This window comes from Paraburkholderia sp. FW306-2-2C-D06C, assembly GCF_058781505.1.
In genome coordinates, this window is sequence record NZ_JBYSWU010000047.1 from 1 (window position 1) to 19,436 (window position 19,436).

Sequence of the window (19,436 nt, forward strand, 5' to 3'; positions counted from 1 at the left end):
TCGATGATCGACTCGGCGATCAGTTCCTTCAGCGTCCTGTCCTTGAATATCCCGGAGTCGTGCACGTGCCTGAACAGAGCGACACGCGGCTCGATGCGCAGTTTGTAGGTCGCCTCGTCGCGATTGGCGCTCACACGCTCCCACTGCGTCACCACGCCATTGACGGTGCGCGCAGGATTCACCACCGGGTCGGTCAGGCCCGGCAACGACGGTATCGCAGCACGCTCGTCGATCGTGAAGGTTGCCCGGCGGCCTACGCAGGCTGCACCGTCGATTGCCTTGTCGGTCGACGTGACGGTGATGTCGGCCACGTAGGTTTCATTGAATTCCTCCTCAATTCTGAACTCGAGAACATCGAGGAATCGGTCCAGCGTGGCGATCGAGCAACCGAGGTGTTGGGTCAGCCTGGCACTCGGATGCTGCAAAACGTCCTTGAGGGTTCCCATGACAGCAGTGATCTCCGTTTTCGTGTTGATCGACAGGGACACGCATGCGAGCGGGCCAATGCCATTCAGGGCTACACGCTAAATCGGCAGACCAAAGCGTGTCTATAAGACAATTCCGAGGTCGACGATTATTTGCAGTTCTTATTTTGAGATGAGGCGGAAGCATTCGTCGGCAGGTGAATCACTCACTCGCGAAATGCGCGGCTTCGATGGCGATCTGGCTGGGCGTCCGGGAGGCGCGCAAGCTGGCGGAGGAATACGGTGCGCGCGGCTTCAAGTCTCATCCGACGATGCAAGCGTTATTTGCCAATGACCGGCTCACTGATCCGCTGTACGAGTTAATCGCCGAACATCGTCTGACGATCGTGTTTCATCGCGGACATTCCGGCATGGGCCCGGACATGTGGAATGGTGGAGGGCTGCGTCTGGAGTATTCGGCGCCGATCCATCTCGGCGACGTGGCTCGAGGATTTCAGGCAAGCCGGCTTCAGGGACGAGCTGCAGCCCCTGATTCTGAAGCAGAACGCGATCGGCTTGCTCGGCTTGAGCGCCTGAGCGTCCTGACGCTTGGGATACGGAAGGTCAGTCGCGCGGGGCGTTCGAGCATTCCGCGCCGCCCGGCAAAAGCCTTTCGCCGTATACAATTCGGCAGCGCCTGAAATTTGCCCAATACTGACCTGATCCCATCCATGCCTAATCCGACCCGGGCCTTTCTTCTCGGTCCGCTCCTGAAAGGCGTTTCACGCTCCTTTTACCTCACCTTGCGCGTGCTGCCCGCCGGCATGCGCGATCCGATCGGCCTTGCATACCTATTGGCGCGCGCCGCCGACACGATCGCGGACACGTCGCTGATTCCGCCGGAACAACGTCTCGCGTTGCTGTTGTCGCTGCGCAATCAGGTCAACGGCGCGGCCGACGATGGCGCTTCGATCCGGCGGATCGCGGCCGAAGTGGCCGGTCAGCAGATCCAGTCGGATGAAAAAGTACTGCTCGAGTCGCTCGGACCTGCGCTGGAGGTGTTGTCGCAACTGAGCGAGTCCGATCGGAAGGCCGTGCGCGAGATCGTCTCGACACTCACCGAAGGCATGGAATTCGATCTTCGAACTTTTCCTGACGAGCAATCCGGGCAGATCGTCGCGCTTCGCGAATATGACGAGCTTGACCGGTATACCTATCTGGTGGCGGGATGCGTCGGCGAATTCTGGACCACGATGACCTACGCGCACATGCCCGGCACGCTGAAGGAGCAACCCGGGACGATGACGCGCCGGGGCGTGCGCTTCGGCAAAGCGCTGCAGATGACCAATGTGCTGCGCGATTGCGGCAAAGATCTGCGGATCGGCCGCTGTTATCTTCCCGGCACGATGCTGGATCGATTCGGCTTGAGTGCGCAAGACCTCTTGTCGCCTGGCAATTCGGTCCACGCGCGGCCTCTGATGGTGGAACTCGTGCGCAAGGCTCTGGATCACTTCCGCGAGGCCCTGGCGTACACGCTCGCGATTCCCGCGTTTTCCGTGCGCTTGCGTCTGGCCTGTTTGTGGCCGGTGCTGATCGGCCTCGACACGCTGTTGTTGCTGGTGGATAACGACGCGTGGCTCGACCCGGCCAAAGTTTCCAAGGTGCGGCGCAACGACGTGTACAGGATCATCGCGTCTTCAATGCTGCTGGTGCCGTCGAACGCGCTTGTGCGCGGGTCGGTGGAGCGGCGGATCGAAAAAATCGAAGCACGGCTCGGAACGTAACGCTACTCCGCCGCGTCCCGCAGATCCCTGATGTGCTGATACACCGTCGCGCGGCCCATTCCCAGAACGTTGGCAACGTAGTTCGCCGCGCTCTTTCCTTTGAAGGCGCCCTCCGCCCACAGCGCCGTGACGAGTTCGCGCCGGTGGTCTCGGGTCAATGAGTTCAACGCCAACTGGCGTTCCTGAAGCCATGCGTGAAGGAACGTGTTGATGCGTTCCTGCCAGTCGTCCTTGAACAGTTCCTCAGGCTGCTTCACGACGCCCGCGCCTGAAACGACAAGGTCGATGACGTGTTTCACTTCATCGAAGACCGCGATGTTGTAGTTGATGCACATCATGCCGACCGTGGCGCCGGCGTCGTCCAGCAACACCGTGCTGACACAGCGCATGCGCCGGCCGTCCCAGTTGATCTTCTCGTATGGACCGATCGTGCCCGGCGTCGCGACGTGATCGATTTCTTCCAGCGCCGATTCGTCACCCAACTCGCGCTTCGACAGATTGTTGGCGATATACGCGACCGTCTGGCTCTGAAGGTCGTGAATGACGATTTCGACATACGGGAAAAAGAGCAGCGCGATACCGTCGGCGACACGGCCATATCGCTCGAGCAGAAGCCGGCGAGCCGGTGTGGTTTTTGTCTTTCGCATGGAGATAGGTGCAGTTTTCAGGTGGCGGCGATGTCCGGCATCGGCTTGTTCATGCCGCCGCCGATCCGTGTGGTCCGTGCTATTTTGCCACGGCGTTTATGCGGCGATTTTCAACGTCAGATGCCGCAACAACTCGTAAGCGATCGCCACGTCCTCGAGTCCGAGTCCGATTGAGCGGAAAAAAGCATGCTTCCGGTAAGACGGCTTCTCAGCGTTGCCGCAAACCAATTCAGGCAAATCAGCCACCACGCTTTGCGGCGACCATCCGTGCCGCTCGGCCGCCAGCTTCATTTCTCCCGCGCTGGCGGGCGTGGTGCGCCGGTAGTCGCAATAGACGTCCATCTCCGTCAACCACGCAGGCGGGATCTCGTGTGCATTCGCGGCGTTCGTGCTGATCGACGTGATCAGCGCCGGTTTCGCCAGCATGCCCTCCAGCAACACGGGCGTGCCCGATGAAGTGCACAGCGCCACCACGTCCGCGTCGCGTACGCACTCTTCGAGTGTGGCGTTGATCGTCACCCGCGCATCCAGCGCGGTGATCGCCGCGCATTTCGCCACGTCGCCGTGCAGTCCGGGCGAGAACACCTGGATCGAGTCCCACGGCCGCAACGGAGCGATATGGCGCAGGTGCGCCTGCCCGACCGCTCCAGCGCCGACGATCGCCAGGCGGCGCGCGCCAGTTGCCGCAAGATGTTCGACCGCGAGCGCCGTCGCGCCGGCCGTGCGCTCGATGGTGAGCAGGCCGGCGTCGCACCACATCAGCGGCTGGCCGGTTTCCATCGACATCAGCGCCGTCCACGCGGTGATGATCGGTTTTGCGCCTGTCACGATGTACGGCGACAGCTTCGCACCGAATACCCTGGCGTCGGCGATGGCGCCGAGGTACGTGATGAAATCGCCGGCGTTGGCGGGAAACAGCGTGAGGCTTTGCGGCGGCTGGACCGCATCTTCATGGCCGAGCGCGCGAAACATCTGCGTCAGCGCACGGCGCACATCCAGTTCTGGCAGGGCCTTGCGCACGGCGTCTTCCTGAACGATCAGCGGGGTCTGGTTCGTTTCGTGATTGCTCATTGGCCTGCTCTCCAAGTCGTTGCCGGGTTCCGGCGGTGACGCAATTCTAAATTCAAAGTCCATTCTGGACTATTATTTTTGAAAAATGCTTGCAATTGTCTGAGTCCAGAATAGACTGATGTTCCAGAACAGCGATGAACACGGTTCATGCCCACCGGCGCCGGCGGTCTCATGGCTGTTTCACCCGATCCCTATTTCTAGCGATACCAACCACGCCTGGAACCATCATGAATCTCAAGATTTCGCTTTCACTCTGCCTCGCTGCCGCGTTGGCCAGCGTGGCCGGCACGGTCAACGCCGAAACCGCAGGCACCTTGCGTTTCGGCATCGAAGCCGCTTATCCGCCGTTCGAAAGCAAGTCGCCCGCTGGCCAGTTGCAGGGATTCGACATCGATGTCGGCAATGCCGTCTGCGCCAAGATGGGCGTGAAGTGCGTGTGGGTGGAAAACTCGTTCGACGGTCTGATTCCCGCGTTGCAGGCGCGTAAATTCGACGTCATCAATTCGGCGATGAACATCACCGCCAAGCGTAAGCAGAGCATCGATTTCACGCGGCCGATCTACGTCGTGCCGATCGTGATGGTGGCGCGGCGCGGCTCGACGCTGCTGCCCGATGTAAAGAGTCTCCAGGGCAAGCGTGTCGGGGTCTTGCAGGCGTCGTCGCAGGAAGACTTCCTCAAGCAGCACTGGGCGAATGCGGGCGTCACGATCGTGTCGTATCAGGACCAGGATCAGGTCTATGCGGATCTGCTCGCGGGACGTCTGGATGCAGCGGTTCAGGAAGCGCAGACCGCGCAGGAAGGATTTCTGGATAAGCCGGCGGGTCACGACTACGCAATCGTCGGTGAGCCGCTGAAAGATCCGGCCACGCTCGGCGAAGGCACCGGCTTCGGCATGCGCAAGGACGACAAGGCGCTGGGCGGCAAGATCAACGCTGTGCTCGACGCGCTGAAAAAAGACGGCACGCTGAGCAATCTGTCGATGAAGTACTTCAAGCGCGACATCATTGCGAAGTAACCGGCTCCCAGGCCGGGGCCGACGGATCCGAACCGCGCGAGCCGGTGAGGAACACAGAGCGAGTCTATGGATTTCGATGTAATCGTACTGGGCGCCGGCATAGTCGGCGTGTCGTCCGCGCTGCATCTGCAGGATCGCGGACGCCGCGTCGCGCTGGTCGACCGGCGTGGCCCCGGCGAGGAAACCAGCTTCGGCAACGCGGGCTTGATCGAGTCGTCGTCGATCGTGCCTTACGGGTTTCCGCGCCGTCTCGGCACGCTGCTGCGCTACGCCCGCAATCGGTCAACCGACCTCTATTGGGACTACCGGGCACTCCCTGCGTTCGCGGCGTGGCTCGGGCGTTTCTGGTGGGAGTCGTCACCGCAGCGTCTCGCGATGGCCGCGCGCGACATGCTGCCGTTGATCCGGCAAAGCGTCGCCGAACACGATGCGCTGATCGAGCGCGCCGGTCTTGGCAATCTCGTGCACGACGGCGGCTGGATCGAAGCATTTCGCACGCGGGCCGAGTTCGATCAGCAGGCGGCCGCCGCCGAAGTCTCCGCGCGCCAGCACGGCCTGCGTCTCGTGCCGCTCGATGCGGCGGCGCTCCGTAAGCAGGAGCCCGGCATTGGCCCGGGCTTTTGTGGCGCGCTGCACTGGCAGGACCCGAAGAGCATCTCTGATCCCGGCGCACTGACGGAGGGCTACGCGCGTCTCTTCGAAGACGGCGGCGGTACGCTGCTGACCGGCGACGCGGCCACCGTGCGGGCCGAAGGCGATGCCTGGACCGTCCAGACAAGCGCCGGAAAAATCAGCGCAAAGGAAGTGGTGGTCGCGCTCGGACCGTGGTCGGATACGGTATTCGCGCCGCTCGGCTACCGCATTCCGTTGCGCGCGAAACGCGGGTATCACATGCACTATCAGCCCATGCAAACGATGCTGTCGGTGCCGGTTGTCGATACTGAGGAAGGCTACGTGATCGCACCGATGCGCGGCGGCTTGCGTCTCACCACCGGCGTCGAGATCGCCGCGCGCGATGCGGCGCCTACCGCGGTTCAACTCGACCGCGCGGAACGTATCGCCAGACCGGTATTCGGTCTGGGGGATCGTCTCGATGAGAAACCATGGCTCGGGCTGCGTCCGTGCACGCCCGACATGCGGCCCGTGATCGGACCTGCGTCTCGGCATCGCGGCCTCTGGTTTTCGTTTGGGCATAACCATCATGGCTTGACGCTCGGTCCCGTCACAGGGCGCCTGCTAGCGGAAATGATGACGGGCGCTGCGCCGTTTGCCGACGTGCATCCGTTTCGTCCGGAGCGGTTCCGCTAGACAGGCCGGAGACGTCGGCGCGATTTGAAAAATAAGGAGCGTGAAATGAAGATCAAGGAATTCGGCGTCGAGCGCTGGATGGACCTCTATGAAAACCAATGCACGTACAACCTCGCGGAAACCTGCGTCGAATCGCTGACGGTCGATCAGTTGCTGACCCTCACGGGCAAGCAGGACAGCATCCTGGACGAGTTGCGTGCGCTCAAGCTCACCTACGGCGCCATCGAGGGCTCCGCGCGTTTGCGAGAGGCGATCTCGGCGATGTACGAACATCAGACGCCGGCCAATGTGATCGTCACGCATGGCGCGATCGGCGGCAATGCGCTGGTGTACGAAACGCTGGTCGAACCCGGCGATACGGTGATCTCGGTGCTGCCGACGTACCAGCAACACTATTCGATTCCCGAGAGCTATGGCGCGGACGTGCGCATTCTCAAGCTGCGCGAGGAGAATGCGTTCCTGCCGGATCTCGCCGAACTGCGAAGCTTCGTCAGCGACAAAACAAAACTGATAGCGATCAACAATCCTAACAACCCGACGGGATCGTTGATGGACGAGAAGTTTCTCGGCGAGGTGAGTGAGATCGCGCGATCGTGCGGCGCATACGTGCTGTGCGACGAGGTTTATCGCGGCACAGATCAGCACGGTAGCGGCTACACAGCGTCCATTGCGGACGTCTACGAGCGCGGCATCAGCACCGCAAGCATGTCCAAGACCTATTCGTTGGCGGGACTGCGGCTCGGCTGGATTGCGGGTCCGAAGGAATTGATCCATGCGGTCGCGATTCATCGCGACTACAACACGATCAGCGTGGGCATGATCGACGATCACTTCGCGACCATCGCGCTCGAACACCGCGCCGCGATTCTCGCGCGCAATCACGACATCGTGCGCACCAATCTGGCGATCGTCGACGCCTGGGTCGAAAAGGAGCCGGCAATCTCGTACATCAAGCCGAAATCCGGCACTACGGCGCTGCTGAAATACGATTTGCCGACGTCGTCGCGCGATTTCTGCACGGCGCTGATCGAGCAGACCGGGGTGATGTTCACGCCGGGCAGCGCGCTCGACATGGAAGGCTATGTGCGCATCGGCTACGCCAATAACCGCAATGTGCTCGAGGCTGCGTTGGCCAAAGTGTCTCAATTCCTGGCGAAGCAGGGCGGATGAACGCGGTCGGCTAACGCGAAGGCGCGCATTCAATCTGCATCATCTGACACAGGCCAATCGGGAAACCCCTGGCATCCATGCATCCATGGTTCAAGTTAGTCTCTTCAAAAGAGGAGACGAACCTTGAGACAAGTGTTCAATATTGCCGTGGTGTTGCTGCTTGGCTATCTGATGGCGGATAGAGCGTTGATGCGCGCCCAGGCGGGAGAAGTGGGGACGATAACCTGCGCAAGAGGCGCGGAGCTGGTCAAACTGGACGCGTTGAAAAAGGGCTTCGGCGAGGCGGGATCCAGCAGCCAGGGCGAAAATTTCCTGTCGAGCTGCCTTGTTACGGGCCGCGGACGCGTGGGCGATCTGGTCGCTCGCGATTGAGCGTTGCGTCCCGCGCAGAGATAGCGTAACGAGAACGCGGTGACGAAAACGCGCGCAGACCGCGAAGGTTCAGGCGAAGTCATCGGGAGCCCGATGCGGTGTATCTCGAGTAGGCGCCGCGTTAGCCTACATGCCATAGCAAGTGAAGCGGCGTCTTACCCGGGTTGGAGCGGTGGCGTCGAGAAATCAGCCTGCCATTTCAATTGCCTCCCTTGAAAAGCTCCTGCATTCGGGCCGCTTCACCGCTTTGCTGCGATTGTAGAAGCTGCTGGTAAACCTGCGCCCGCGTCAGCCCTTGTGCGGGACCACCCGACATCGTGGTGGTGGCAGGTTGCCCGCCGACGGAGTCGGCAGCTGACTGCTGGGTTTGCGCTGTCGTGCCCGTGCCGGCGTCTTCGGCATGCGCTTGCCACGAAAGTGCGCAAAGCAGTCCGCCTGCGATCATCAAAGCCTTCTTCATTTCCATCTCCTTCAAACTGCCGGCGCCGCTCTAACGACACCTCATTGCGAAAACCTCGCCGGATTGCTCACGATGAACGCCGAGCGCTCTGACGAGACACGGAGTGGAGATGGCCACCGGCGTCCCTTGTCGAGTTCTGCGCAGCGCACCAGAGAAGTGCGTTACCGGAAGAGCTTCCTTTCGCAATGGAACGGTGCATGCTGAGGCGTTGTTGTTTGACGGACCTCAGGAAACCGGATTGCCTCCACCTTGATAATGAGACGACCCGCTTGAGATGAATTTCAAGCATTAATCAGCCATCCTCAATGCGTGAGAGGCAAACTCGGGTCTGGTGTTTTTATACGATGATTGCGCTGGGACAACGCGCATGGACCAAGGGGAACGTGAGGAAGGGAGCGGCGGATAATTCGCGTGCGCTGCAATCAGAATGCAAAAAGGGCGCCCGTGGCGCCCTTTTCACTATACTGCCTGACGGTCTGGTTAAACCGCCGTCGGCCGCCACTTCAGCAATCGCTGTTCAACAGCGGTCAACAGATAGTCCGCCGCCAGTGCGACCACCGCCAACACAATCATCGCCGCGAACACGCCGCTTGCGTTGAATGCGCCTTGAGCCGTGGAGATCAGCAAACCGATACCTTGCTTCGAACCGAGGAACTCGCCGACCACCGCGCCGACCAGTGCAAAGCCGAAGCTCACATGCAAGCTCGCGAGAATCCAGCTGAGCGCCGAAGGAATCACAACCGAAGTCGTCACCTGGCGGCGCGACGCGCCGAGAATCTGCGCATTCGCGATCATGTAACGGTCAGCTTCACGCACGCCCTGAAACGCGTTGGCGAACACGACGAAGAACACCATCACCACCGCGAGTGCCACCTTCGACGCCATCCCGAGACCGAGCGCGATCACGAACACCGAGCCGAGCACCACACGCGGAATCGAATTGGCGATCTTGATGTAAAGACTGAACACGTCGGACAGCAATTTGTTGCGGCCAAGCACGATGCCGCAGAACACGCCGGCCACCGAACCGATGATGAAGCCGAGTCCGGTTTCCTCCAGCGTGACCCACACTTGCGTCAGCAACGGACCCTGCGAAGTACCGTTCACGAACCAGTCGATGATCTGTTCGAAGATCGCGCTCGGCATCGAGAAGAAGAACGGATCGATCCACTTCAGGCGCGCCGACAGTTCCCAGCCGCCGAGCACGACCACCAGCACGAGAATACGCAGCGAAATCACTAGCGCATGACGTTGCCGGATGCGTTTTTGCGCGACGCGTTCGACTTGCGCGAGCGCCGCCGCATCGATGCCCGAAGGCATCATCTGTTGAGAGGTAGTAGACATGTTTGCCGTTCCTTGATTAACCGATCTGCACTTCTTCGCGCAGGTCATGCCAGATGTCGCGCGAGATTTCGATAAAGCGTGGGTCGTAGCGAACTTCCGACGTGACGCGCGGACGCGGCAGATCGATTTCGTACACTTTCTTCAGCGTAGCCGGGCGCGCGGTCAGCACGAACACGCGATCCGCGAGCGCAATTGCTTCTTCCAGATCGTGCGTGACGAACACCACCGAGCCGGCACCCCCCCACAGTTGCAGCAGTTCGTCCTGCATCAGCGTGCGGGTTTGCATGTCGAGCGCCGAGAAGGGCTCGTCCATCAGCAGGATTTCCGGCTTGTTGATGAAGGTCTGCGCGAGCGCCACGCGCTTGCGCATCCCGCCCGACAGCTGATGCGGATAGTGTTTGCCGAACTTGTCGAGGCCGACGCGGCGCAGCCATTCGTTGGCTTCGTCGTGGGCGGCGGATTTCGAGCGGCCGCGATACAGCGGGCCGGCCGCGACGTTGTCGATCACCGAGCGCCACGGGAACACGGCGTCGGCCTGAAACACGAAGCCGATGCGCGGATCGATGCCGTCCACCGGCGCGCCCATGACGCGCACTTCACCGGTGGTCGGCTTCAGGAGGCCGGTGATCATGCTGAGCGTCGTCGATTTGCCGCAGCCCGTCGGGCCGACAACGGCGACGAACTCGCCGCGCGCCACCGACATGCTGAAGTCGCGCAACGCGATTGTCGCCTTGCCGTCGGGAGAAATAAAACGGCACGATACGTTGCGGAACTCGATGGCTGGCGTATCGCGTGACATAGGTTGATTCATCGGCTGATGCCTCGCTGTTCTCGTGATGTTGAAAGTGTGTTCGTGTTCGTTACTTAGCCGCGGTCTTGACCGGCACCGACGACACGTAGTCGCTGGTGTAGGTCTTGGCGAGGTCGATATGCTTACCCTTGACGGAAGGATTGAAGGCCGACAGCACCTTCAGCACCGTGTCCGGGCCGTCGGCGGGCATCTTGCCGTCCTTCGTGAACATCGGCAGCGATGCCTTCAGCGCGCCGACGTAAAGGTCCTTGTTATTGCCGTAGTAGTCCTTCGGCATCCTGGCCGCGATCTCATCGGCGCTATGCGTGGCGATGAAGTTCAGCGTCTTCACGAACGCGTGCGAGAGCTTCGCCGCGTCGTCCTTGTGCGAATCGGCCCACGCGCGCTGCACGTAGAAGCTCGAAGCCGGATACGTGCCGCCGAGCGCGGCGCGTGTGCCTTCCAGCGTGCGCATATCGACCAGCACCTTCGCGTCGCCGGTCTTCAGCAACTGCGAAACGGTCGGCTCGGTCGTCATGCCGGCGTCGATGCGGTTCTGCTTGATGGCGGCGATGAAGCTGTTGTCCGCACCGACCGGCAGCAGCGTGTATTGCGTCGACGGCACGCCGGCGCGTTGTGCGAGGTATTGCGTGAGGAAGCTGGTGGAGGAGCCGAGGCCGGTCACGCCAAGCGTCTTGCCCTTCACGTCGGCCATGCTCTTGATCGTTTCGGCGGCCTTGGTGGAGACCATTTCGACTTCACCCGGCACCTGGCCGAAAATCACCAGCGCCTCGACTTCCTTGCCCTTGCTCTGCAGATCGATGGTGTGATCGTAGAAGCCCACCACGCCTTGCACGGCGCCCGCGAGCAGTTCGTTTTCCGCATCGACGCCCGCCGGTTGCGAGAGGATTTCGACGTCGAGGCCTTCGTCCTTGAAGTAGCCGAGCTGTTCCGTGAGCTTGGCCGGCAGGTAGATGATCTTGGTGGCGCCGCCGACCATGATGGTGAGCTTCTCGGCATGAGCGGCGGCCGACGCGGCGGCAAGGGTGAACGCAACACCGGTCACAGCGGCAATCTGGCGCAAGGTACGCATGAAGCAGTCTCCTTAGGTATGGTCGCCGCTGGGTGCAAAAAATGCGGCGCTTTCTGGATGAATGTCGAGGATTATAGAAATTGGAAACCTTCTGGCAGCTTTCTGGGCTGCGGGCAAATCATGGGTGTTAACCCGAGACTGAGCTGAAACTGAGCCGAGACTGAGCCGGAAGCGAGTCGAAACTGAGCCGGAACCGGGCCGCGAGCGCGCCTCAAACATCACAACGTACGCTGCAAACCACGCGAGACGCGCGCAAAGCCTTTGTTTTACGGCACAATCGGCGTCCTGACTTTTGCCGTTCCCGCCATGAAGCTGCTGCTGATCGAAGACAACCCCACGCTGGCGCACTGGCTCGCGAAGATGCTGGAGCAGGAGTCGTTCGCGCTCGACGCCGTGCAGGACGGCGATGCCGCCGACCAGCTGCTGCGCACCAACCACTACGACGTGATCCTGCTCGACCTGAATCTGCCGAAGCTGTCGGGCAAGAACGTGCTGCGGCGGCTGCGCCAGCGCGGCGACGCCACGCCGGTGCTGATCCTGACCGCGAGCGGTTCGATCGACGAAAAGGTGGAATTGCTCGGCGCGGGCGCGGACGACTACCTGGTCAAGCCGTTCGAAGTACGGGAGCTGGTGGCGCGCATCAAGGTGCTGATCCGGCGGCAGACGCCGTCGAAGGCCGGCGAGGTGGTGTGCGGCGACCTCGCTTTCGATATCGACACGCGCCAGTTCACGCTGAAGGGCGCGCCGCTGAACGTCACGCCGCGCGAGCGCACGGTGCTCGAAACGCTGATTCTGCGGCTCGGCAAGACGGTGACGAAGCCGGCGCTGGCGGACGCGATCTTCACGCTCGCGGACGAGCCGAGCGAAGACGCGATTGAAATCTATATCTCGCGGCTGCGCAAGAAGCTGGACGGCAGTTCGGCGGCGATCGTCACGCTGCGCGGGCTCGGCTATCTGCTGCGCAAGAAAGACGATGACCAATAGCCTGCGCATGCGTTTGCTGTGGTGGCTGCTGGTGCCGCTCGCGTTGTACGTGTTCGTCACGGGCAAGGCCGAATACGACAATGCGCGGCGCACCGCGGATCTGGTGCAGGACAACCAGCTGATTTCGTCGGCGCGTATGATCGCGGGCGAAGTGGAATGGGTGGACGGGTTCCTGCGTGTCGATGTGCCGCCCGCGGCGCTCGAAGTCTTCGTGTCGCCGTATCGCGACCAGGTGTTCTACAGCGTGAGCGTCGACGACGGCCGGCTGCTGGCGGGCACGCCGGATTTCCCGCAGCGCAAGGCGCAGGCACCCGACACGCCCGATCACTACAACGCCGACCTGCACGGCCAGCCGGTGCGCGCCGTCGGCCTGGTTCGGCAGATGTACGATAACGGCGTAACGCGGCGCGTGCTCGTGACGGTCGGCAAGACCGTGCGGTCGCGCGATGCGATGGCGCAGCAGCTGTGGCAGCCGCAGCTCGTGCGGCAGATCGAGATGATCGTGTTGGCGGTCGCGCTGGTGTGCATCGGCCTGACCTTCGAGTTGCGTCCTCTGATGAAAGTGAAGGAAGAGGTGGCCGACCGCGATCCGATGCAGTTGGAGCCGATTCGCGTCGAGCGCCTGCACACGGAGTTGCGGCCGATCGTCGAAGCGATCAATCAATGTATCGCGCGGCTGGGTGTTCAGGTGGCCGCGCAACGGCGCTTCATTGCCGATGCCGCGCACCAGTTGCGCACACCGCTCACGCTGCTGGGCACGCAGTTGCAGTTCGCGCGCCAGCAGGACGGCTTGACGCCCGCGCTCGATGAAGCACTCGCGGCCATGCACCGCAGCAATCGTTCGATGGTCGGGTTGACCAACAAGCTGCTGCTGCTCGCGCAGGCGGAGGCGGCCGACAACACGCAGTTGGCCGTGGAAACGGTGGATTTCGTGCCGCTGGCAATGGAAGTGGTGGAAGACCTGGCGCTGCTTGCGCAGGCCCGCGACATCGATCTGGGCGCCGAGCTGAACGGGCCCGCGCCGGTGGCGGGGCACCGCGGCCTGCTGCAGGCGCTGGTCGCGAATCTGGCGGAGAACGCGATTCGCTACTCCGGCAAGGGCGGCCATGTCACCGTCGCCGTCAGCGCCGATGCGGAAACGGTCACGCTCACCGTGCTCGACGACGGGCCGGGCATTCCGCCCGAGTCGCGCAGCCGTGTGTTTGAACCGTTCTTCCGGGCGTCGACGGATACAGAGGGGACCGGGCTCGGCCTCGCGATCGTGCGCGAGATCACGGATGCGCATCACGGCGAAATCACGCTCAAGCCCGGCGAGGGCGGCAAAGGCGTGCACGTGACAGTGTCGTTCCCGCGAGCGGCGGCCGACGAGGCGCAGCCACTCTGACGAGCGCCTTGGCGCGCATTGCTTGCTGCCGGCGTCGGGACAAACCCGCAATTGGCGCAGGAAACGCACAAGCGAAAGCATATAGAAGGGTTTGCGCCCCTAGAATTTTTGCAGGCGATCCACCCGACGCCCGCCCGGATACGGGACATAAAACGGAGACATTCACCATGAACCATGCGTTGACGCGCTTCACGCGCGCCGTCCGTGCCGTGGTCGCGGCGCCGCTCCCACTGTTCCTGGCTGCTCCGGTGCTGAAGGTGCTCGCGGGCTTCAATCCTGCGATGAAGGACCGCCATATCGAGCTGTCGAGCGCTTTCACGAGTCAGTTCGTGAACCAGGTCGAACCATAAGATGGACGCCGGCCGCGCCGCGAGGTGCGCCGGCCTCCTGAGACAAGAGGAACGCCGAATCGTGTTTTCAGGCAGTTTGCGCGGACGTTTGCTGTGGTGGCTATTGCTGCCGCTGGCGGCGTTCGTTTCCATTTCCGGCATGATTTCGTTCCGCAACGCGCAGACCACGGCCGATCTGGTGCAGGACAATGCGTTGCTTTCGTCGATGCGAATCATCGGCGAGGACGTCGACTGGGATAACGGCAGCGTCGTGATTCAGATTCCGCCGGCCGCGCTCGAACTGTTCGAATCGCCCGAGCAGGACAGCGTGTTCTATCGCGTCGAGGCGAGCGGGCATCGTCTGCTGGCGGGTATCCCCGAGCTGCCGTTGCCGCCTGGCGCCGGGGTCGGCCCGAGGCTCTATTCCACCCATCTCGACGATGGCCGCGCCGTGCGCGCCGCCACTTACGTGCGGCAGCTGTACGACTCCGGGCGGACCGAGGAAGTCGTGGTGGCGGTCGCCAAGACGGAACGCTCGCGCGACGCGATGGTGTGGCGTCTGCTGCGTCCACAACTGTTCGGCGAGGTTCTCACGCTGGTGCTCGCGATGGTCTTCGTCTATCTCGGGTTGACCTTCGAACTGCGTCCGCTGATGAAAGTGAAAGACGACGTCGAGGATCGCAATCCATCGCAGCTCGAACCCATTCGCGTGGCGCGGCTGCATGTGGAGCTGCGGCCGATCGTCGAGGCGATCAATCAGTGCATCGCGCGTATGCGCCAGCAGGCCGCGGCGCAGCGGCAATTCATCTCCGATGCCGCGCATCAGCTGCGCACGCCGCTCACGCTGCTCGATGCGCAGATCCAGTTCGCACGCCAGCGCGAGAACCGCGACGTGCGGCTTGCCGAAGCACTGGCCGCCATGCACAAGAGCAGCCGCAAGATGACGACGCTGACCAACAAACTGCTGCTGCTCGCTCAGGCGGAGTCCGCAGCGCGGTCGAAAGAACACGAACGCGTCGATCTGAGCGCATTGATCGCGGGCGTGCTCGAAGAGCTGATTGCGTTTGCCCAGTCGCGTGAAATCGATCTGGGCGCGGAGCTGGAAGACGGTTTGCACGTCACCGGAGACGAGGCGCTGACCGCGGCGCTGGTGACCAATCTCGTCGATAACGCGCTGCGCTATACGCAAGCGGGCGGCCGCGTCACGGTGCAGACGCAGCGCAGGAACGACATGGCGATCGTGCGTGTCGTCGACAACGGGCCGGGTATCAAGGCCGAGGCGAGGGCGCGCGTGTTCGAGCGCTTCTATCGCGCATCGAACCACGCGGACGGAACCGGCCTCGGTTTGCCGATCGTGCGCGAGATCGCCCAGCGGCAGGGCGGCACCGTCACGCTCGGGCCGGGAGAAGACGGTGTCGGTCTGGTCGCGACCGTCGAGATGCGATTGTGGGCAGCCGTGGTTCGAAGCGCGGCAAGGGGAGACATATGAAACTGCTGCTTGTCGAAGACGACGCCGACTTGGCGCGCTGGGTCATCAACCTGATGCAGGTCGAAAATTTCGCGCTGGACTGGGCGCAGGACGGCGAGAGTGCGGAGACGCTGCTCGGCTCGCAACGCTACGACGCGGTGCTGCTCGATCTGCGCCTGCCAGGCATCGGCGGCAAGGATGTGCTCGCGCGTTTGCGCCGCAAACGCGACAACGTGCCGGTGCTGATGCTGACCGCCAACGGGTCGACCGACGACAAGGTCGCCTGCTTCTCGGCCGGCGCGGACGACTACGTCGTCAAGCCCTTCGACGCACGCGAACTGGTGGCGCGCATCAAGGCGCTGATCCGCCGTCAGGCGGCGGGCGACAAGGGCCAGTCGATCGACTGCGGCGATCTGCGCTATCTGTTCGACACACGCGAATTTCTGCTGCAAAACGAGCTGTTGCCGCTGCGCCGACGCGAACACGCGATCCTCGAAGCGCTGATTCTCAAGCAGGGCAAGACCGTCTCGAAGACCACGCTGATGGACAGCGTCTTCAATCTCGACGACGAACCGAGCGCCGATGCGATCGACATCTACATTCACCGCTTGCGCAAGCATCTCGCGAGTTCGAGCGTGAAGATCATGACCTTGCGTGGACTCGGCTACATCCTGCGCGAAGAAGCGCCTCGCGAAGCGTTTGCCGGGGCGCTGTAGCCGCACGCTGTAGCCACATTCCGTCACGCTGCCCCGTTCAGCCACGCCGCCTGGAGCGGTGCTACTCATTCGGCTTGTACAGCATCACCTCGCAGCCAGGCGTTGCGTCGTTGAAACGGATCGACATGCCGTGCATGCCGGCCACCGCCAGCGCCAGACTCAGGCCGAGCCCGCTGCCCGGCGTATGGCGGCTCGCCTCGCCGCGATAGAAGCGCCGCAGCACGGCTTGCCGTTCGGCGGGTGCGATGCCCGGCCCGTCGTCGGATACGCTGACGCCCGCGCCCGTGCGGTCGCGAAACACCGTGAGCCGTACCTTGCCGCCATGCGGCGCGAACTTGATGGCGTTCTCCACCAGATTCGCCAGTGCTTCGAATAGCAGACTCGGGTCGCCCTGAATTTCCAGCGGACCGGCGGTAGTCCGCTGCACGTCGAAGACGATCTGCTTGTCCTCGGCGGTCGGCTCGTAGAACTCGAATACGTCGTCGGCGACGGCGGCCAGATCGACATTCGTAAAACCCTTACGACGCACGCCGCTCTCGATTTCCGAAATACGCAGCAGCGCATTGAAGGTGCGCAGCAGGCCGGTGGTCTCGACAATGGTTTCATCGATCGCCGCGCGATACTCCGCTTCGGTTTTGGCGCGCCGCTGCGCGCGTTCGAGTGCGCCGAGCATCCGCGTGAGCGGCGTGCGCAGATCGTGCGCAATCGCATCGCACACGCCCTTGACTTCGTGCATCAGCCGCTCGATCTCATCGAGCATGCCGTTCACGACGCCGACGAGACGATCGACGTCGTCCCGTTTCGAATGCACGGGCAAACGCCTGCTGAGATTGCCGGCGACGATCTCTTCGATCGACGCAGTCACCGCATCGAGCCGCCGCATTGCCGAGATGCCGATCAGGCTCGCGCCGATCAGGCCGATCACAAACGTGAGCATGGCCGTGGACAGCAGCGCGTGCAGCAGTTCTTCGTCGAAGTGATCGAGCTCGCGGGTGTTCTGGCATTGCAACGCGACGCGGCTGTCGGACAGCCGCGCGGCGATGCATCGTCCGGGCGGGTGGCCCGGCAGATTCGCGAGACGCATCGAAAACGGCTTGTCGAAAGCGGAAATCGACGGTTGCTCGCCCGGATAGCCGCCCGCAAGATGTTTGCCGCTGCTGTCGAACAGCGCGAACGGGCGCTGGTGGCGCGGGTCGAACTGGCCTTGATGCTGGAATCGCGCGACCAGTTCGTTCGGGTCTTCGCGTATCAGCTCCGCGTGTTCCCGCACCAGCCAGTCGTCGATGCGTTCCTGTTCGAAGCCGGTGATCTCGCGGTAGAGATAGCCGAACAGCAACATGGCGATCACGCCGAACAGCACCAGAAACAGCGTGGCGAGGCGAAAACCGGTGGTGCGGTGCAGTTCAGTCAGGCGCATGCAGCATGTACCCCGAACCGCGCACGGTATCGATCATCGGCGCCGACCCGTCCGGGTCGAGCTTTTTCCTCAGACGGCTGATGTGCACGTCGATCACATTGGTCCGCTCGTCGAGCCGGTAATCCCACACCGCCTCGAACAGCATGGTGCGGCTCACCACCTGGCCTTCGTGCTGCATCAGATATTCGAGCAGCCGGTATTCGCGCGGCAGCAGCGGCACCGGACGGCCGCCGCAGGTCACTTCGCGTTTGAGCGGGTCGAGCCGCAGCGGCCCGACCTGGTACTCCTGCACACCCGGCGCCGCTTCGCGCCGGCGCATCAGCGCGTCGAGCCGCGCGGTCAGTTCGATGAACTCGAACGGCTTGGTCAGATAATCGTCGCCGCCGGCACGCAAACCGCGCACGCGTTCGTCGACCGCGGACAGCGCGCTGAGAATCAACACCGGCGTAAGCACCCCGGCGCTGCGCAACGCCGCCAGCATGCCGAGCCCTTCGAGGCCGCCTGGCAACATACGATCGAGCACGATCGCGTCGTACGTATTGGCGACCGCGAGCATCAGGCCGTCGCGGCCCGTGCTCGCGGCTTGCACCGTGCAGCCGTGATCGGTGAGGGCCTCGACGATTTCCGCGAGGGTTTGCTCGTCGTCCTCGACGACCAGTACATTCGACATGCCTTTATCCAGTCAATGAGCAGCTCAATCAGACAGCTCAGTCAGCCAACGCAATCAGCCAACGCAATCAGCCAACGCAATCAGCCAACGCAATCAACGCAATCAACGCAATCAACGCAATCAGCGCAATCAGCGCAATCAGCGCAATCAGCGCAATCGGCGCAATCGGCGCAATCGGCGCGCGGCGGGCCGCAGCCGGCCGGCCGTTTTACACTATGCCCGTACGCGCGATCTCCGCAGTATGCCGCGCGAAGCTGCACAGGCGTTTCGCGCCAACATGAAAAAATTTTAATGTAAGCCCGATTGCGGATGCGAATCCTTCTGATCGAAGACGATACGCGCGCTAGCCAGTTTCTGGCGCGCGGCTTGAGCGAGAGCGGTCTCATTGTCGACACGGTGGCCGACGGTGCGACCGGGCTCGCCTATGCGCGCGAGGGCATCTACGACGTGATTGTGACCGATCGGCTCTTGCCCGCGCTCGACGGCATCGCACTCGTGCAACAACTGCGCGCCGGCGGGGACACGACACCGGTGCTGATGCTATCGGCGCTCGGCGGGCTGAACGAACGTGTAGAGGGGATACGCGCGGGTTGCGACGACTATCTGATGAAGCCCTACGCGTTCGTTGAAGTGCTGGCGAGAATCGAAGCGCTGGCGCGGCGCGCGGATCGCAGCAGGATGAGCGAGCGGCTCGAGTGCGCGGATCTGGTGCTCGACACGCGTGCGCGGAGCGCGAGCCGCGCGGGCCGCGATCTGCGCCTGCAGCATCGCGAGTTCCTGTTGCTCGAATGCCTCGCGCGCCGCGAGGGGCAGGTCGTGACGCGCAGCATGTTGCTCGAGGCCGCGTGGAATTACGATTTCGAACCGCGCGGCAATATCATCGACATGCACATGCATCGCCTGCGCATGAAAGTGGATCGCGACTTTCCGGTGGCGCTGATTCACACCGTGGTCGGCGCGGGCTACGTGCTCAATCCCGCGCCCTGAACGCCGTCGATGGCCTCGCACA

At 62.6% G+C, this 19,436-nt stretch carries 21 protein-coding genes; 12 read left to right on the forward strand and 9 right to left on the reverse strand.

Annotation, left to right across the window (positions count from 1 at the left end; genetic code table 11):
• Positions 1–446 (reverse strand): contractile injection system protein, VgrG/Pvc8 family (locus AC3WLT_RS27880; RefSeq protein ID WP_492594891.1); only part of this gene is annotated, 446 nt, incomplete at its 3' end.
• A 209-nt stretch (positions 447–655) separates the two neighbouring features.
• Here AC3WLT_RS27880 and AC3WLT_RS27885 point away from each other — a divergent pair.
• Together AC3WLT_RS27885 and AC3WLT_RS27890 are read left to right on the forward strand one after the other, a co-directional pair.
• Positions 656–1,105: an amidohydrolase family protein gene (locus tag AC3WLT_RS27885; protein WP_492594892.1), complete on the forward strand. Its 450-nt coding sequence runs from the start codon at positions 656–658 to the stop codon at positions 1,103–1,105.
• Between the two features lie 30 nt (positions 1,106–1,135).
• On the forward strand, positions 1,136–2,188 hold the full coding sequence (locus tag AC3WLT_RS27890; RefSeq protein ID WP_492594893.1) for a phytoene/squalene synthase family protein: 1,053 nt from the start codon (positions 1,136–1,138) through the stop codon (positions 2,186–2,188).
• Between the two features lie 2 nt (positions 2,189–2,190).
• Here AC3WLT_RS27890 and AC3WLT_RS27895 read toward each other — a convergent pair whose 3' ends face one another.
• Together AC3WLT_RS27895 and AC3WLT_RS27900 are read right to left on the reverse strand one after the other, a co-directional pair.
• On the reverse strand, positions 2,191–2,835 hold the full coding sequence (locus AC3WLT_RS27895) for a helix-turn-helix transcriptional regulator (protein WP_492594894.1): 645 nt from the start codon (positions 2,833–2,835) through the stop codon (positions 2,191–2,193).
• Positions 2,836–2,931: 96 nt separating this feature from the next.
• On the reverse strand, positions 2,932–3,906 hold the full coding sequence (locus AC3WLT_RS27900) for an ornithine cyclodeaminase family protein (RefSeq protein ID WP_492594895.1): 975 nt from the start codon (positions 3,904–3,906) through the stop codon (positions 2,932–2,934).
• 227 nt (positions 3,907–4,133) lie between these two features.
• Here AC3WLT_RS27900 and AC3WLT_RS27905 point away from each other — a divergent pair, with 227 nt between their 5' ends.
• The 4 genes from AC3WLT_RS27905 (at position 4,134) to AC3WLT_RS27920 (ending at position 7,772) form a co-directional block, all read left to right on the forward strand.
• Positions 4,134–4,922 (forward strand): ABC transporter substrate-binding protein, encoded by a 789-nt coding sequence (locus AC3WLT_RS27905; protein ID WP_492594896.1) that lies wholly within the window; start codon positions 4,134–4,136, stop codon positions 4,920–4,922.
• A gap of 66 nt (positions 4,923–4,988) precedes the next feature.
• The gene (locus AC3WLT_RS27910; RefSeq protein ID WP_492594897.1) at positions 4,989–6,230 is read left to right on the forward strand and encodes an NAD(P)/FAD-dependent oxidoreductase; all 1,242 of its coding nucleotides are present in this window, start codon (positions 4,989–4,991) and stop codon (positions 6,228–6,230) included.
• A gap of 45 nt (positions 6,231–6,275) precedes the next feature.
• Positions 6,276–7,400, forward strand: coding sequence for an aminotransferase (locus AC3WLT_RS27915; protein ID WP_492594898.1), 1,125 nt, complete (start codon positions 6,276–6,278; stop codon positions 7,398–7,400).
• A 123-nt stretch (positions 7,401–7,523) separates the two neighbouring features.
• A complete protein-coding gene (locus tag AC3WLT_RS27920) occupies positions 7,524–7,772 on the forward strand; it encodes a hypothetical protein (RefSeq protein ID WP_492594899.1) in 249 nt (82 codons plus the stop codon).
• Positions 7,773–7,971: 199 nt separating this feature from the next.
• On the opposite strand, the gene AC3WLT_RS27925 is transcribed toward AC3WLT_RS27920, so the two are convergent.
• The 4 genes from AC3WLT_RS27925 to AC3WLT_RS27940 form a co-directional block, all read right to left on the reverse strand.
• Positions 7,972–8,232, reverse strand: coding sequence for a hypothetical protein (locus AC3WLT_RS27925; RefSeq protein WP_492594900.1), 261 nt, complete (start codon positions 8,230–8,232; stop codon positions 7,972–7,974).
• Between the two features lie 480 nt (positions 8,233–8,712).
• Positions 8,713–9,576 (reverse strand): ABC transporter permease, encoded by an 864-nt coding sequence (locus tag AC3WLT_RS27930; protein WP_492594901.1) that lies wholly within the window; start codon positions 9,574–9,576, stop codon positions 8,713–8,715.
• 16 nt (positions 9,577–9,592) lie between these two features.
• Positions 9,593–10,387, reverse strand: coding sequence for an ABC transporter ATP-binding protein (locus tag AC3WLT_RS27935; RefSeq protein ID WP_492594902.1), 795 nt, complete (start codon positions 10,385–10,387; stop codon positions 9,593–9,595).
• 49 nt (positions 10,388–10,436) lie between these two features.
• Positions 10,437–11,459 carry an ABC transporter substrate-binding protein gene (locus AC3WLT_RS27940; protein ID WP_492594903.1) on the reverse strand — a complete coding sequence of 341 codons (1,023 nt, stop codon included), beginning with the start codon at positions 11,457–11,459 and terminating at the stop codon, positions 10,437–10,439.
• Positions 11,460–11,765: 306 nt separating this feature from the next.
• On the opposite strand from AC3WLT_RS27940, the gene AC3WLT_RS27945 reads away from it, so the two are divergent.
• From AC3WLT_RS27945 to AC3WLT_RS27965, 5 genes are all read left to right on the forward strand, one after another.
• A complete protein-coding gene (locus AC3WLT_RS27945; protein ID WP_492594904.1) occupies positions 11,766–12,443 on the forward strand; it encodes a response regulator in 678 nt (225 codons plus the stop codon).
• On the forward strand, positions 12,433–13,827 hold the full coding sequence (locus AC3WLT_RS27950) for a sensor histidine kinase (protein WP_492594905.1): 1,395 nt from the start codon (positions 12,433–12,435) through the stop codon (positions 13,825–13,827). Before AC3WLT_RS27945 ends, AC3WLT_RS27950 begins: the two co-directional genes overlap by 11 nt.
• Before the next feature lie 167 nt (positions 13,828–13,994).
• Complete coding sequence (locus tag AC3WLT_RS27955; protein ID WP_492594906.1) at positions 13,995–14,177, forward strand: hypothetical protein; 183 nt, start codon at positions 13,995–13,997, stop codon at positions 14,175–14,177.
• Between the two features lie 61 nt (positions 14,178–14,238).
• Positions 14,239–15,645, forward strand: coding sequence for a sensor histidine kinase (locus AC3WLT_RS27960; protein ID WP_492594907.1), 1,407 nt, complete (start codon positions 14,239–14,241; stop codon positions 15,643–15,645).
• On the forward strand, positions 15,642–16,340 hold the full coding sequence (locus AC3WLT_RS27965) for a response regulator (protein ID WP_492594908.1): 699 nt from the start codon (positions 15,642–15,644) through the stop codon (positions 16,338–16,340). The genes AC3WLT_RS27960 and AC3WLT_RS27965 overlap by 4 nt, the downstream gene beginning before the upstream one ends.
• A 61-nt stretch (positions 16,341–16,401) precedes the next feature.
• Here AC3WLT_RS27965 and AC3WLT_RS27970 read toward each other — a convergent pair whose 3' ends face one another.
• Together AC3WLT_RS27970 and AC3WLT_RS27975 are read right to left on the reverse strand one after the other, a co-directional pair.
• Positions 16,402–17,757 carry a sensor histidine kinase gene (locus AC3WLT_RS27970; RefSeq protein ID WP_492594909.1) on the reverse strand — a complete coding sequence of 452 codons (1,356 nt, stop codon included), beginning with the start codon at positions 17,755–17,757 and terminating at the stop codon, positions 16,402–16,404.
• A complete protein-coding gene (locus AC3WLT_RS27975) occupies positions 17,744–18,427 on the reverse strand; it encodes a response regulator transcription factor (RefSeq protein ID WP_115100856.1) in 684 nt (227 codons plus the stop codon). Before AC3WLT_RS27975 ends, AC3WLT_RS27970 begins: the two co-directional genes overlap by 14 nt.
• 309 nt (positions 18,428–18,736) lie before the next feature.
• On the opposite strand from AC3WLT_RS27975, the gene AC3WLT_RS27980 reads away from it, so the two are divergent.
• Positions 18,737–19,414, forward strand: coding sequence for a response regulator transcription factor (locus tag AC3WLT_RS27980; protein WP_492594910.1), 678 nt, complete (start codon positions 18,737–18,739; stop codon positions 19,412–19,414).
• Positions 19,415–19,436 lie beyond the last annotated feature (22 nt).